The sequence below is a fragment of the Chitinimonas lacunae genome (genome assembly GCF_042650885.1).
GTDB lineage: Bacteria > Pseudomonadota > Gammaproteobacteria > Burkholderiales > Chitinimonadaceae > Chitinimonas_A > Chitinimonas_A lacunae.
On record NZ_JBHSBU010000001.1, the window covers coordinates 1,643,795 to 1,659,020 of the forward strand.

At 60.1% G+C, this 15,226-nt stretch carries 10 protein-coding genes; 7 read left to right on the forward strand and 3 right to left on the reverse strand.

What is annotated here, in order from left to right; all coding sequences use genetic code 11:
- Positions 1–13 precede the first annotated feature (13 nt).
- Together ACFOW7_RS06865 and ACFOW7_RS06870 are read left to right on the forward strand one after the other, a co-directional pair.
- The gene (locus ACFOW7_RS06865) at positions 14–1,255 is read left to right on the forward strand and encodes an SPFH domain-containing protein (protein WP_378162438.1); all 1,242 of its coding nucleotides are present in this window, start codon (positions 14–16) and stop codon (positions 1,253–1,255) included.
- On the forward strand, positions 1,252–2,679 hold the full coding sequence (locus ACFOW7_RS06870) for a hypothetical protein (RefSeq protein WP_378162440.1): 1,428 nt from the start codon (positions 1,252–1,254) through the stop codon (positions 2,677–2,679). Before ACFOW7_RS06865 ends, ACFOW7_RS06870 begins: the two co-directional genes overlap by 4 nt.
- A gap of 310 nt (positions 2,680–2,989) precedes the next feature.
- Here the strand turns inward: ACFOW7_RS06870 and ACFOW7_RS06875 are convergent, their stop codons facing one another.
- Entirely contained in the window at positions 2,990–3,889 is a 900-nt protein-coding gene (locus ACFOW7_RS06875; RefSeq protein WP_378162443.1) for a helix-turn-helix domain-containing protein, read from the reverse strand.
- Between the two features lie 133 nt (positions 3,890–4,022).
- Between ACFOW7_RS06875 and ACFOW7_RS06880 the strand changes: the two genes are divergently transcribed.
- The 4 genes from ACFOW7_RS06880 (at position 4,023) to ACFOW7_RS06895 (ending at position 8,193) form a co-directional block, all read left to right on the forward strand.
- Positions 4,023–4,748 (forward strand): ABC transporter ATP-binding protein, encoded by a 726-nt coding sequence (locus ACFOW7_RS06880; protein ID WP_378162445.1) that lies wholly within the window; start codon positions 4,023–4,025, stop codon positions 4,746–4,748.
- A complete protein-coding gene (locus tag ACFOW7_RS06885) occupies positions 4,745–6,133 on the forward strand; it encodes an ABC transporter permease (protein WP_378162447.1) in 1,389 nt (462 codons plus the stop codon). The genes ACFOW7_RS06880 and ACFOW7_RS06885 overlap by 4 nt, the downstream gene beginning before the upstream one ends.
- 15 nt (positions 6,134–6,148) lie before the next feature.
- A complete protein-coding gene (locus tag ACFOW7_RS06890) occupies positions 6,149–6,925 on the forward strand; it encodes an outer membrane lipoprotein-sorting protein (RefSeq protein WP_378162449.1) in 777 nt (258 codons plus the stop codon).
- Positions 6,926–7,002: 77 nt separating this feature from the next.
- The gene (locus ACFOW7_RS06895; RefSeq protein WP_378162453.1) at positions 7,003–8,193 is read left to right on the forward strand and encodes a hypothetical protein; all 1,191 of its coding nucleotides are present in this window, start codon (positions 7,003–7,005) and stop codon (positions 8,191–8,193) included.
- Between the two features lie 244 nt (positions 8,194–8,437).
- Here ACFOW7_RS06895 and ACFOW7_RS06900 read toward each other — a convergent pair whose 3' ends face one another.
- Together ACFOW7_RS06900 and ACFOW7_RS06905 are read right to left on the reverse strand one after the other, a co-directional pair.
- Positions 8,438–9,505: a Mut7-C RNAse domain-containing protein gene (locus tag ACFOW7_RS06900; RefSeq protein WP_378162456.1), complete on the reverse strand. Its 1,068-nt coding sequence runs from the start codon at positions 9,503–9,505 to the stop codon at positions 8,438–8,440.
- Between the two features lie 521 nt (positions 9,506–10,026).
- Entirely contained in the window at positions 10,027–11,700 is a 1,674-nt protein-coding gene (locus ACFOW7_RS06905) for a RecQ family ATP-dependent DNA helicase (RefSeq protein ID WP_378162458.1), read from the reverse strand.
- A 549-nt stretch (positions 11,701–12,249) separates the two neighbouring features.
- On the opposite strand from ACFOW7_RS06905, the gene ACFOW7_RS06910 reads away from it, so the two are divergent.
- Positions 12,250–15,117, forward strand: a complete 2,868-nt coding sequence (locus tag ACFOW7_RS06910) for a ribonucleoside-diphosphate reductase subunit alpha (protein WP_378162460.1) — start codon at positions 12,250–12,252, stop codon at positions 15,115–15,117.
- Positions 15,118–15,226 lie beyond the last annotated feature (109 nt).

Consider the following 15,226-nt stretch of genomic DNA (forward strand, 5'->3'; position numbering starts at 1 on the left):
AGGGGAAATCGCCATGTTCGACCGACTCAAACCAATTGCGCAGGCCGTGCGCAATGTCCTGATCCGCAGCACCGCCCCGCTTCGCCGGCTCGGCCGCCACCGCCGCAGCGTGGCCGTGCTGGCCCTGGGCGGGCTGGCCGTCTACGGCCTCGTGACCCACCCGCCGCTCGAAACCCTGAGCGGCACCGAAGTCGGCGTTCGCTTCAACAGTCTGACCGGTTCGGCCGACGAATTCCGTGGCGGTGGCAGCATCCTGGTCATCCCGGGCCTCCATGAAGTCCGCCGCTATGCCCTGCGCGACCAGCTCTACCGGCCCGTCGCCAGCAGCCAGGCCGACGGCAGCGCACCGTTCCAGTCGGTCGAAGGTCTGTCGCTCGGGGTCGATCTGGCGATCCGCTACGCGCTTGACCCCAACAAGGTCGCCAGGATGGCACGCGATCTGCCGGAAAACGTGGCCGGCGAAATCGTCGAGCCGGCAGTGCAAGGGGTGATCTACAAGATCTTCGCCCGCTACACGGTGCGCGAGATCTTCTCGAGCAAGCGGGCGGAAATCCAGCAGATCATCGAAAAGGAACTGGGCCCGCGTCTGGCCACCGACGGCATCCTGCTGCGTTCGGTGCAGATGGGCAAGGTTGACCTGCCAGCCGACTACCGCGCCGGGATGGAAACCCTGCTGGCCGAAGAGCTGGCCGCCGAGAAGATGCGCTACACGCTCGAACTCAAGGACAAGCTGGTCAAGCAGACTGCGCTTGAGGCCGAAGCGGCCAAGGTGCAACGCGAGAAGGCCGCCGAAGCGGCCGGCAACGAACAGATCATCGCCGCCCGTGCCCAGGAAGAGGCGATGAAGCATGTGCTGCCGTTCAAGCAAAAACAGATCGAACAACGTCAGCTCGAAGCCGAAGCCGAGAAGCTGGCCCGGATCAAAAGCGCCGAAGGCAGCGCCCGGGCCCGGGTGATCGAAGCGGCCGGCGAGGCCGATTCGCGCCAGAAGCTGGCCGATGCCGAAGCCTACCGGATCGAGAAGATCGCCAAACTCAACAGTGAACAGATGGCGCGCGACGGTGCCCTGATCAGCCGCCATCCGCTGCTGATCCAGAAGACCATGGCCGACAAGCTGTCCGATAAGGTCTCGGTCATCATCGCCTCGCCCCCGGCCGACGGCGGCTTTATCGGCTCGGCCCTGGTCGGTGCACTGCCCAAGGCTGCACCGGTCCAGCAAGCTCCGACTGAGCAGGCCGATGGAGAAGCCCAATGAGCACCCTGCTGCTGGCCGCCACCGCGACCCTGGCCATCGTCACCCAGGATCAGGCCGCACTGCGCGCCGCCCCGCGCGATTCGGCACCGCAGCAGGCGGTGCTGTGGCAGGGCGAGTCGCTGGAAATCCGTGGCGAGCGCCTGGGCTACCTACAGGTCTATGACCATGTGCGCGAACGGGGCGGTTATATCCGCGCCAGTCAGGTCCGCACCACCCGCCTCGATGCAGCCACCGCCCCGGAGCTGCGTGCGGTGATTCGCTTCCTGCGCGACACCCCGGGCGCCGAAGCGCTTGGCATCGGCTACGGCGCCGCCTACCTGAAAGCGGCACCGGCCCAGGCAATCGACGCCGAGCTGTTCGATATGCTGGGCAGCATGGCCGAGCGGCTCGGCCGGCGCGCCTCGGGCCGCCAGGGCAGGACCACCGATGCCACGCTCGCCGCCCATCTTCAGGTAGCCGCCAACTACGGCATCAAGCTAAGCGGTGTCGAGCGCGACGGCCGGGTACAGCTCTGCTACGACGGCGACGCCTTCCGCCGCGTGCTGGCCCTGCCTGCCGACGCCAGCCAGCAGACCCGCGCCGCCCTGGCACTGACCCGCCATGATTGCCTCGACCCGCTGCAATCGCCGCCGCAACGCCATGCCGTCGATCAGTGGCGCGCCAGTCTGCTGAACCGCATCGATGGCAGCGCCCTGCCCGAGTTCGTCCGCAACCGCCTGCGACTGCGCCAGGCCGGCGTCTGGGCCGCACTTGCCTTCCAGCACGCCCGCCGTGGCGAAGCAGCCACCCAGGCCGCACAACAGGCGCTCGATGCGCTGGCTTCGGTGGTGGTCGAGGAATTGAGCGAAGAAGACCGCAGCGCCTACAGCGATGCCGCAATCCGCGTCGGCGCCTCGCGCTGGGCAGCCCTGCCGGCCGCTGCCACCGACAAGGGGCTGAGTGTGATCACTCAGCCAGGAGAACCCGGACAGACCTGCGTCCTGCTCGTCGACGCCCGTCGTGATACCAAGTCGCCGCTGTTCAAGACTTGCAGCTACGGCCTGGTGTGGACGGCCAGCGCCAGCGCCAACCCCGATGGCACCGCGCTGACCCTGGCAGTCCAGCCGCTCGAAGGCTGGCGTGAACTGTGGCTGTTCCGACGTGGCGTCGACGGCTGGCAACTGACGGTGCTGCCGCCTTCCAATCAAAACCCCGATCTGGGATATATCGAGTTCGCCGGCTGGGTGCCCGGCGGCAAACAAATGCTGGCAGCGCGCGAAGTCAAGGTCGATGGCCGCTTCCAACGCAGCTTCGAATTGATCGACCTGGAAACCCTGGCCGTGCAAAAACAAGCCGACCATCCCAATTCGCTCAGCACCTTCCATCGCTGGCAGTCGCCGCGCTGGAAACAGTTGACGGTCAGTCTGCGGCAGATGCCCAAGTAGGAAGAGTATGGTGGAGAGGCAGTAGCAGCGAGCATATGGAAAGTTTTCAGCCAAAGTATTGCAATATATATGGCCATATGTATTGGAAAAATAAATTTTTTAGACAAAACATTCGAATATCCGGGAAAGAAGACAGACCGTTCGGACAGTTCCCATCTCCCCTTCTTGTACGGGCTGGATGGATGCAGGCGAATAAGAGCGAAGCAGCCGTGCAGCAAATAAACGAATAAATTATCCGACCGGGCGCAGTCGTTTCGATCAATAGAGGAATCCATCAAAGAAGCCCGCGCTCGAGCGGGCTTCTTGCATGCTACACATCGTCTCCGGCAAAGATCCGATAAGGCCAATAACTCTCCTCGGTCAGCATTTTTCTTACCAGCTCGGTCGGGCTGACCCCGGTTACCCGACGCGTCTCTCGGCAGAAATGCGCCTGATCGGCAAAACCGGTCTCGGCCGCCACCTCGGCCCAGGACAGCCGGTTTGCCTGATGGGCCGCCACCGCACCGAAAAAGCCATCCTCGGAACGTTGCAGGCTGCGCAGGCGCACCATGGGCAGACCGGTCCAGGTGCGGATGCGCCGCTCGAGCTGGCGGACACTGCGGCTCCAGTCGGAATTGACGGCACGGATCGACAGGCCATTGAGGCAGTCCTGGAACCAGGTGGCACGCAGACCATTACGGGTACGGGCGGCCTGCCATAAAGGTTCGAGAAACGCTTCGATCCGGGCGATACGGCTGGCCTGGTCGGGTGCCTCGTAAACGCTTTTCGCCATCGCCTGCCAGGCGTCGTCGAAGATTTCCTCAACCGGCACCAGCCGGTCGGTATAGGCGGCGACATCAAGCCCCGTCAGCAGGTGGATGGCCCCGGGCATCAGGCTGATCGTCAGCGCATCGACCGGACCGGGGTTGTAGGAGGTCATCGGCTGCGAGAACGGGCCGCAGAAAAAGATCGGGGTGAAACGGAAGTCGAGCGGCTTTTCACCGATCCACAGGCTTTCGCATTCCCCCTGAAAGAACCAGGTGATCGTGGCGTAAGGCAGCGCAGCGAAATGATTGAAGCGCTGCCACGGCGACATCGGCGCCGCCTTGAGGGTATTGCGCACCACATAGCAGCGGATGCAGGAAGCCAGCGGCATGCTCGGCACGACGAAAGCCGCATGGGTGCCGGCAACACGGCCCCGGCTGTCGGAAGAAGGAAGGGATGTGGACATGGCGTAGAGCACCCTGAACAGGCGGCCACAATAAAGACAGCCGCTAGGATGGCTGCAAATGTCGTAATCGTTCAATAGCTAAAGAGACCAGGCAGGCGATACTGCTGCGGATCAATCTGGTTGGAGAGATGCTGTGAGCACTGTCATTCTGAGGCAGGTCAGCAAGAGTTATCGCCTTGATTCCATTGCCGTTCCGGCTCTTGCCGATATCGACCTTGCAATCCGTCCCGACTGCTTTACCGTGATCTGCGGGCCTTCGGGCAGCGGTAAAACCACCTTGCTCAATCTGATCGGCTGCATCGACCGGCCCGATCGGGGAGAGGTGATCGTTGCCGGCCAGGCAACGGCGCAGATGTCCGATGATGCGCTATCGGACTTCCGCGCCCGCCATCTCGGTTTTATCTTCCAGAACTTCAATCTGCTGCCGGTACTGACTGCCTATGAAAACGTCGAGTACCCGTTGCTGCTCGCGCAGATCGCGCCAGCCGAACGCAGAGCGCGTGTATTGACGCTGCTCGATGCGGTGGGACTGGCCGACAAGGCTCACCATCGCCCCGGCCAACTGTCGGGCGGTCAACGCCAGCGCGTCGCCATCGCCCGCGCCCTGGCCACCGACCCCAGGCTGGTGCTGGCCGATGAGCCGACTGCCAACCTCGATAGCCAGACCGGCAGCGCGATCATCGCCCTGATGCGCAGGATGCAGCAGGAGCGCCATGTGGCTTTCGTGTTCTCCTCACACGATCCGCAGATCCATGCCGAGGCCGACGATACCGTGTTCATCCGCGATGGCCGCATCACGGCCATCGAGCGTGGCAGCCCGCCCTTGGCGGCTCCGCAGCATGCGGAGGTCATGCCATGAAGATCCCGGTTCTCGCCCTGCGCAATCTGCTGCGCAACCGGCGCCGCTCGCTGACCACCCTGCTCGCCATGATGGTCGGGCTGGTCGCGGTGCTGGTATTTGGCGGTTACAGCAGCAATGTGATCTACGCCACCCAGACCGGCATCGTGCAGTTCACCGGCCATCTGCAAATCCAGCATCAGGACTATTTCCTCTACGGCAGCGGCAACCCGACCGAATATGGCATCACCGACTACCAGCGCATCATCGATGTGGTCGGCCGTGATCCGGTGATGGCGCCGCTGCTCAATGTGCAGACGCCGATTCTGGTCTTCGGCGGACTGGCGGGGAATTTCGAAGCGGGCGTGTCACGCACCGTCCTTGGCGTCGGGCTGGTCGTCGAGGACCAGAACAAGATGCGGCGGTGGAACGACTACGGCGGTCCCAATTTCGTCGATCCTCTGCCCTTGACCCACACCAGCACCGACGCCGCCGTGATCGGCACCGGGGTCGCGCGCGAGTTGCAGCTGTGCGGCCCGCTCAAGGTGGCCGAGTGCCATTCGCCCAAGAAGAAGGCGGCAAAGCCCGAGACGGTCCAACTGCCGGCCGATATCGCGGCGCTGTCCTCGCTGGAGCAGTCAGGCGCCACCCACGAAGCCACCCGTATCGAGCTGCTGGCTACCAGCAACAAGGGAATGCCCAATGTCGCCAGCCTCAATGTGGTCCACGCCGAAAACAAAGGCTCGAAGGAACTCAACGACCTCTATCTGGCGATGCACCTGCCCAAGGCACAGCGGCTGCTGTTTGGCGCGACAGCCCCGCAGGTGACGGCTATCCAGATCCAGCTCCAGCATACCGACCAGGTGCCGGCTGCCCGGCAACGACTGCAATACCTGCTCTCCACCCACTTCAAGGACCGGCCGCTGGTGGTCCATGACTTCGAGACGTTGATGCCCATCTATGGTCAGACCGTGTCTTTCATGCAGTCGGTGGTGACGTTTATCGCGGTCCTTATCGGCGCCATCGTGGTCTTCACCATCAGCAACACCATGAGTGCGGCCGTGGTGGAGCGGACGGTGGAGATCGGGACACTGCGGGCGATGGGACTGCGCCGCGATGGCATCCGCCGCCTGTTCATCTGCGAAGCCGCACTGCTGGGTATCGTCGGCACCGCCTTGGGCACCGCGCTGGCGCTTCTGGTGGCCTACCTGATCAATCAGAGCGGGCTTGACTATATCCCGCCGGGTTACGCCAGGTCCTACCCGATCATCGTGCGTATCTGGAGCGATCTGCCGCTGCTGCTTGGCAGCTCGATCGGACTGATGGCGGTCGCGCTGTTCTCCGCCTGGTGGCCAGCCAACCGGGCTGCCAGGATGGTGATTGTCGATGCCTTACGCCATGCCTGACCCAAGGTCGAAACCATGAGAAAACCCTTCCTTCCCTTGCCTTTCGTTCTGAGTCTGCTCCTGGCTGTCCCGGTCTGGGCCGCGCCCAATGCGCAGGAGATCCTGGCAGCGAGCGACGCCATCCGTAATCCGGACAAGCCGTTCAGCCTCACCACCAAGCTGATCGAATACCGCGACGGCAAGGAAAGCGCCGAGATGACCCTGGTGGTGTACGCCAAGAGCGCCCCGGAAACCGGCCGGTTCCGCAATCTGATCCGTGTGCTGGAGCCGGCGCGCGATGCCAACAAGCTGATGCTGAAAAACGGCAACGATCTGTGGCTGTACGATCCGTCGAGCCGGGCCAGCATCCGCCTGTCGCCGCAACAGCGACTGCTTGGTCAGGCCGCCAACGGTGATGTGATGACGGTCAACTTCGCCCAGGATTATCAGGCCCAGCTGAGCGCCGAGGAGGATACGCTCGATGGCGACCGCAAATCGCGTCACTGCTACAAGCTGACCCTGTCGGCCAGCGCGCCCGATGTGACCTACCACCGGATCGAGATGTGGATCGATACCGGCAATAGCCGCCCGGTCAAAGGTCGCTTCTATTCCGAAAGCGGCAAGCTGCTCAAGTCGGTCTACTACCGGCGCTATGAGCAGCAGCTGGGGGCGGAGCGGCCGATGGAAGCGGTGATCATCGACGGCCTCAATCCAAGCTGGGTGACGGTGCTGCGCTATTCCGACCTGGTCTGGCGCGATGTGCCGGAAGCCTGGCTGCAACGTGACTATCTACAGCGCTTCAAACCCGAATGAAGTCGATCTTTTCTCTGTGCTGCCTGATCTTGGCCTCTGTGGCCTGGGCTTCCGATGCGGAGTTGGAGGCACTCGAAATGGCCGACAGGGCCACCGGCAAGGCCGCCAGCGCACACGACTGGAAACTGTCGGCCGAGCTGGCTCAGGTGACGGCCCATCATCGGCATGGACTGGCCTCCCAGCAAGGCCCGCGCTTATCGCTGAAATTCCATTACGACCGCATCGTGGCGCCGGGTTGGCGAGCGGTGTTTTCGGACGATCTGGATCTAGGCTTGCAATATGCCGTCGCCAAAGGCCGCCATGGCTCGCTCAGCCATACCGCCGTCAATACCTTGAAGGAGGCCTATCTGAGCCGGCAATGGCAGTCGGACTATATGCTCGATGTCGGCCGGATCAATATCCGTTACGGCGTGGCGCTGGGCTATAACCCGACCGACTATTTCCGCTTCAATGCCATCCGCACCATCAGCTCGCTCGACCCGGAAAACCTGCGCCGCAACCGCCTGGGCAGCGTGGTGCTGCGTGGGCAGAAGCTGTGGAGCGGCGGTTCAGTCACCGGCCTGTGCTCACCCAGGCTCGCCAGCCGTCCCAGCCCAGCCGCGTTCAGCGCCGACCTTGGCGCCAGCAACGGACAGACCCGCTGTCTGCTCGCCATCAATACCAGGCTGGCTACGGACTTTGAGCCGCAATTCCTGCTCAGCCAGAGCGAGGGCAAGTCGCCACAATTCGGCCTCAATCTGACCTGGCTGTTGAATGACGCGACGGTGATGTTTGCCGAATGGTCGGGCGGGCGTAACTCCCGCCTGCTCGATGACGCCTTTGCCCAAGCGAATGGCACCGCCTTCCGCTCACAACTGGCAGCCGGCCTCACTTACACCAGTGCCCGCAATCTCACCCTCACCCTCGAATACGACTACAACGGCCGGGCTGCCGACCGCAGCGCCTGGAAAGCCCTGCGCGCAGCTCCCCTACCGGTCCTTGGCGCCTACCTCAGCCACAGCCAGGCCGCTTATGAACAAGCCTCACGACAGGCGATATTTGCCCATCTGCTCTGGAAGGATGCACTGGTCAGCCAACTCGATATTGCCGCCATGACCCGGCTCAACCCCTACGACCATAGCCGGAACGACTGGATCAGTGCGGTCTACCACGGCAAACAGTTTGATCTGGGCTTGCAGTGGCAGCGCAATGGCGGCCGTGGCAATAGCCAGTATGGGCTGGTGCCGCAGCGGACTATCTGGCAGGTGGCTGGGATCTACCACTTCTAGAATTCCTGAGTAATTAAATATTTATGCACAACGTCTGCAAGGCGTATTGCAACTTATGGACAAAAACAAATAAATCGGGCTTTCAATAAGAAACCGGCATCGGCCATAAGAAGACCGAGGCCGGCTCCGAAAGAATGGTTATGTCAGCAGGGCATCAACCCATTCTGATCACCATTGGGTTCCGCTCTAGGTTGCCTGGACTATATGGACAGTATTTTTCTGACCACTGATGATTATTCATCCTTCAACTCCCCTGACCCTGCCCTTTCTGCAAGATCTGCATGATCTTTTCGAAGTGCGACCCTTTCCAATAGACCTGTGAGCAACGGGCGCACTGCTTGAAATCGGTCTGCCACTCAAGCACTCTCTCGGGCACTCGATCCCGGACTTCCTCGATGTCCACCGCTTCAATAGCGCCATTACATCTCACGCAGCGCGAAAGTGGCTTGAAGAAATCATGCAATCGGTAATGGTCGACCACTTCCTTGAACTGATATTCAGGAGAAGTGTTTCTGATCCAACGTCCGTATTTCACTTTGGAACGCTTCAAGAGCCCGATATCGCGCGTGAGCAGAATATGCTCGTCAGTGGCAGCCACTTCCGCCAGAACCGCATCGCCGTAATCTTTTCCCTCATGCAGACAGTCGAATCCGGCCAAGCGCAAATAACGCGCAAGCGCAGCCAGATGCACATCGAGCAGGAATGACGGGACACCCTGGGGTTTATACGGTAGTGGATAGGGGGTCTGGGAATAAGGATTGGGAAATACTTCGACCTGCTGCCCATCCATCATCAAGTGCTTGAATTCGACCCAATGATCGTCAACCTTGATGGCGCCTACTTCGGTATGGGGAACGCCCAAAGCCTCGATAGCGTCTTTTACCGAGGGTCGATCATCGAAGGCGTAATCAATGGGGACAGAGGCTTTCTCTGCACTCAAGAAATCATTGCATTCGCCATGAAAACGGAATTTGGCGCTGTAAAGTTTATCGGACAGAGGCGCTTTCTCATCCAGATAAGCCGGCCACAGCTTATGCAGAATAGCCTTGGCCTGCGTCTGATTGATCGACCCCAGATCAGCGAGTTTCTTCACCCAGGGCTTATAGTGGGTGAGAAGGACTTCCTCGGAAAGCGGAATCAGGGCAACGGATGGCTGCGCAAGGATCTTCCGATAATGGTGGTTATCTTTGTAGCCGTACAATTGGCTGAGCAATTGCCGGGCTTCAGTGGTCTTGAGCGTTTTGAAAGGCCAATACTTGACCAGGACTTTAGCCTGATGCTTGAAGGTCTTGGCAGAAATGAAGAATGGCATAACATAATCTCCGTCAATTCACCAACCTCCACGAGTTTTGTCCCACTCTTAAACTCGCTGCGTCAACGGCGCGACGTGAACTTATGTTATCTGATAGATAGCGTCCCATTGCTGAACAATGGGTACATCAAACGAACCTTCAACGGCCCATAAGCCTTTTCTTGTGGGAAGACGGGATTTGAAGAGCCCTTAGCGAGGCGCAAGAGTACTAAAGATTTTCGAGCTTGCAAAGCCTGGCCAGGTTGGCTGTGACAGCTGGGTGGTAAGCAGAAAACGGCTATCAACAAGGATTCCGTAAGATGGTTTCCGCCCGGCTCAAGGCCCTGCTGCAAGTACCAGCCCATCGCGCTCTTCCTGCTCTGTAGGACGCTCCAAAGGGAGACGCCAGAAATGCCCCGCTCGCAGCGGGGCATTTTTTTGTGGAAAGTAGGAAAGCACAGAAAAGTAAATTTTTCTGCAAAACATCTGCTAGATATACTCAGAAAATATAAAAAAACAGAAATAAATATGCCAAACAGATCTCAAGCCGCCTTCACGTAATCAGCATGAAAACAGCGATTCTGATCGTGGCGAAACGCCACGGTGACGGTCGAGCTATCAAAGGCCATGACCTTGCCGACACCGTAACGCGGCACCCGCACTCGGTCGCCGACGTTGAAGCGCGGCCGGTTGGGCAGGTCGGCGTCGATACTGGGATCTTTGGGTTGCACGGGTAGCTCAATCTGCCGCTGCGAGGCCATCGCGCGGCAGTTGTCGCAATGGCCACAGGATTCGATGCTCTCCTGCTCACCGAAATGCTCGAGCAAAACGCGCCAGCGGCAATAGCCGGTTTGGCCGTAGAAGACCATCTGCTCCAGCATGGTCTTGTCGTATTCGCGTTTCTCTTGATAAGCGGCCATCAGTGCTTCCAACGTGGTCGAATCGATATTGCTGCGACTCAGTTTGAGCCGGCCGCGCCTATCCTGTTTCACCACGCCTTCGCGCCGCAACAGACTCAGCGCGACCTGGAGTTTGCTGCGCGGGCAGTCGAGGTGGTCGCACAAGCTTTCCATCGTCCAGGCAGTGCCGCCTTGGGGAGGATTCAGCAGGGCGCGATAGATCGCTTCCACAGCATCGAAAGACGGATAGCGGCCCGCCATAAAGAATCGCTGCACCGTCTTGTCGCGGTACTGATAAAGCAACACGCAGTCGCAAGTGCCGCCATCGCGGCCGCCGCGTCCGGATTCCTGGTAGTAGGCATCGAGTCCTGAAGGCATCTGATAGTGGATGACGAAGCGGATGTCGGATTTATCAATACCCAAGCCAAAAGCGTTGGTCGCCACCATGACACGGACCTGGCCATCCATAAAAGCGTCCTGATTCTCATGGCGAGCTTTGGCGGACAAGCGGCCGTGGTAGCGGGTGACGCTCTCCCCCGCCTCCATCAGCGCCTGATAAACCGCCTCGACGGCCGCGACGGTGGCGCAATAGACGATGCCGTAGCCAGAAGCCTCCGCCACCAGCGACAAGACGCGCTGCAACTTCTCCTCGTCATTCACCACCTGCTCGACCCGATAGTACAGATTGGGCCGAAACACACCGCTGTCGACCACAGCAGGATGTTTCATGCCAAGTTGTTCGGCGATGTCTTCAACGACCTGATCGGGGGCGGTAGCGGTGAGCGCCAGCAAGCGGGGATTGCCCAAACGTTTCGCCACACGACCAATCTCCAGAAAAGCCGGCCGGAAATCATGACCCCACTGGGAGATGCAATGCGCTTCATCCACGGCCAGGAGGCTGACCGTTTGCGTGGTGATCAGCGCCAGAAACGCCTCCGTAGCAAGCCGCTCGGGGGTAATGAAGACGATTTTTGCTTTGCCGGCTGCAATGGCCTGTTCAGCAGCATCTATCTCTTCTGCTGACAAAGCGCTGTTGAGCTGAAACGCAGCGATACCAAGGGTTTGCAGTTTGTCGCACTGGTCTTTCATCAAGGCGATCAGCGGCGAAACGACAAGGGTGCAGCCAGGGAGCAGCAAAGCCGGCAACTGATAGCACAGCGATTTGCCCGAACCGGTCGGCATGATTGCGATGGTGGGACGTTCTGACATCACATGGGCAATGGCGGCTTCTTGGGCGTTACGCAGACATTCGAGCTTGAAGAGGGTACGGAGGAGGTGGCGGGCTTGAGGGTGCCAAGAAAATCGAGGGATGCTCATGATTGGGGAGATGTCAGGGTGAAGATTCTCCCTATTTTGTTTAGCAAGTCATGCGCCCAAGCAAAAATGGGCAAACTGACTTGACCCGACCACTGCCGTATCGTGCGGTCAAACGACGGCTCGGACAATTTTTGAGCATAGGTGCAAAAATATAACGCGTCGCAATTTTTGTCTGTGGAAAACTGTACGGCCCCGCTGCGCCGGCGCTGAGAAAATAGGCGTGAAGCCTGATCAGCAGCGCCGTTTGCTTGGACATAGAGGGAAAAACAGCAAATCCTGCTAAGCGGCGCCATGTGGATAACGTGTGGATAAACACAAGATGTAGTGTTTTGCTTCTTCAACAAACACAAAATCTAGGGTTTCCCTGACCTAGCGAGCTGGCTATACTTCGCCTCGTTCAGCTACACAGCTACACCCACTTTCAACCCCCGACATCCGAATTACCCGTTCTCCGTAAGCCGGCGATCACAGCAGGCGACGAAGGCTGCCTATCGCCAGGCGGTTTAGATAAACGAATACAGAGACCCCGCTCCTATGACGCAGACCACCATGGACACGCAGTTCGAAAGCCACAACGCCTATCTGGCGGCCTCCACCGCTGACAGCGATATGGACCACACTGCCTCCCAGACCGCCGACTACAAGACCATCCGCCGCAACGGCGCGGTGGTGCCGTTCGAACCGATGAAGATTTCGGTCGCCATGACCAAGGCTTTCCTGGCCGTCCATGGTTCGCAGGCGGCGCAGTCGGCAGCAGTGCGTGAGACGGTGGCGCAACTGACCGAAGCCGTGGTGAATGCCCTGAAGCGCCGCAAGCCCGATGGCGGTGCCATCCATATCGAAGATATCCAGGATCAGGTCGAACTGGCCCTGATGCGTTCGGGTGAACACGATGTGGCCCGCGCCTATGTGCTGTATCGCGAAAAGCGCAGCCAGGAACGTCTGGCCCGTGGCGAAACCGAAGCCACCCCGGCCCAGACCGGCCTGAACGTCAACGACAAGGGCGTGATGCGTCCGCTCGAAGTCGGCAAGCTCAAGGCCCTGATCGAATCGGCCTGCCTCGGTCTGGAAAACCTGACCGAACCTGAACATATCCTGGTCGAAACCCTGAAGAATCTGTACGACGGTGTGGCCGCCGATGAAGTGCGCCGTTCGGTGGTGCTGTCGGCCCGCCAGCTGATCGAGAAGGAACCGGCCTATAGCCGCGTTACCGCCCGTCTGCTGCTGCATACGCTGCGTCATGAAGTGCTGGGCGAAGAAGTCACCCACGAAGAGATGGCGACCCGTTACGCCGACTACTTCCCGCGCTTTATCAAGAAGGGCATCGAGGCCGAACTGCTCGACCCGCGTCTGGCCCAGTACGATCTGGAGAAGCTGGGTGCCGCACTCAAGTACGAGCGCGACTACCAGTTCGACTATCTGGGTCTGCAAACCCTGTTCGACCGCTATTTCCTCCATGTCCACGGCACCCGGATCGAGCTGCCGCAAGGCTTCTTCATGCGGGTGGCCATGGGTCTGGCGCTCAACGAGATCGACCGCGAAGCGCGCGCCATCGAGTTCTACAACGTGCTGTCGAGCTTCGACTTCATGTCGTCCACGCCGACGCTGTTCAACTCGGGTACGCTGCGCTCGCAGCTCTCGAGCTGCTATCTGACCACCGTTGCCGACGATCTCGACGGTATCTACGAAGCCATCAAAGAAAACGCCCTGCTGTCGAAGTTCGCCGGCGGTCTTGGCAACGACTGGACCGCCGTGCGCGCGCTGGGCAGCCATATCAAGGGCACCAACGGCAAGTCGCAGGGTGTGGTGCCGTTCCTCAAGGTGGTCAACGACACGGCGGTGGCCGTCAACCAGGGCGGCAAGCGCAAGGGTGCGGTCTGTGCGTACCTCGAAACCTGGCACGCCGACGTCGAGGAATTCCTCGAACTGCGCAAGAACACCGGTGACGACCGTCGTCGTACCCACGATATGAACACCGCCAACTGGATTCCCGACCTGTTCATGAAGCGGGTGATGGAAGGTGGCGACTGGACGCTGTTCAGCCCGGCCGAGGCGCCCGATCTGCATGACCTGTACGGCAAGGCGTTCGAAACCGCCTACGTCAAGTACGAAGCCAAGGCCGACCGTGGCGAGATGCGGGTGTTCAAGCGTCTGCCGGCGCTGCAACTGTGGCGCAAGATGCTGACCATGCTGTTCGAGACCGGCCATCCTTGGTTCACCTTCAAGGATCCGTGCAATATCCGCAGCCCGCAGCAGCATGTCGGCGTGGTGCACTCGTCCAACCTCTGTACCGAGATCACGCTCAATACCAACGACAACGAGATTGCCGTGTGTAATCTCGGTTCGGTGAACCTGGTCAACCATATGGTGCAGGGCGCCGACGGCAGCTACGCGCTCGACAGCGACAAGCTCAAGCGCACCGTGCGTACCGCGATGCGGATGCTCGACAACGTGATCGACATCAACTTCTACCCGGTCAAGAAGGCGCGCAATTCCAACCTGCGTCACCGCCCGGTCGGTCTTGGCATCATGGGCTTCCAGGACTGCCTGCATCTGATGCGCACGCCGTATGCCTCGGAAATGGCGGTGGACTTCGCCGACCGTTCGATGGAAATGGTGGCTTACCACGCCTACTGGGCCTCGACCGAGCTGGCCGAAGAGCGTGGCCGTTACCTGAGCTACCCGGGCAGTCTGTGGGACCGTGGCATCCTGCCGCAGGATTCGATCGACCTGCTGGCCGAAGAGCGCGGTGGTTATCTCGAAGTGGACCGCTCGGCCTCGCTGAACTGGGACGATCTGCGTGCCCGGATCAAGCAATACGGCATGCGCAACTCGAACTGCCTGGCCATCGCCCCGACTGCGACCATCGCCAATATCGTGGGTGTATCGGCCAGTATCGAGCCGAACTACCAGAACATCTTCGTGAAATCGAACCTGTCGGGCGAATTCACCGTGATCAACGAGCATCTGGTGAACGACCTCAAGGCGCGCGGCCTGTGGGACGACGTGATGATCGGCGACATCAAGTATTTCGATGGCTCGCTGGTGCGAATTGATCGCGTGCCGAACGATCTAAAGGAGATCTACGCCACGGCGTTCGAAATCGATCCGAAGTGGCTGGTGGAATGTGCCTCGCGGCGCCAGAAGTGGATCGACCAGGCCCAGAGTCTGAATATCTATATGGGTGGCGCCTCGGGCAAGAAGCTGGACGAGCTGTATCGCCACGCCTGGATTCGCGGCCTGAAGACCACCTACTACCTGCGCACCCTGGCTGCCACCAGCGCCGAGAAGTCGACCGGTCGTGGTGGCGAGCTGAACGCAGTGCCGGTAGCTGGCGGTATGGCCGCTGGCGAAGGCGCGGCCGAAGAGGCCAAGTTCTGCTCGATCGACAATCCCGAGTGCGAGGCTTGTCAGTAAGAACGTAGCAAGGCCCTTAATTACTATCCTCTGATGACTGGTAGCTCAATGCAGCTATCAGTCATGCTCCGAAGCCCAAGCGATGGCAGGAGAGTTAATGAAGAGGATA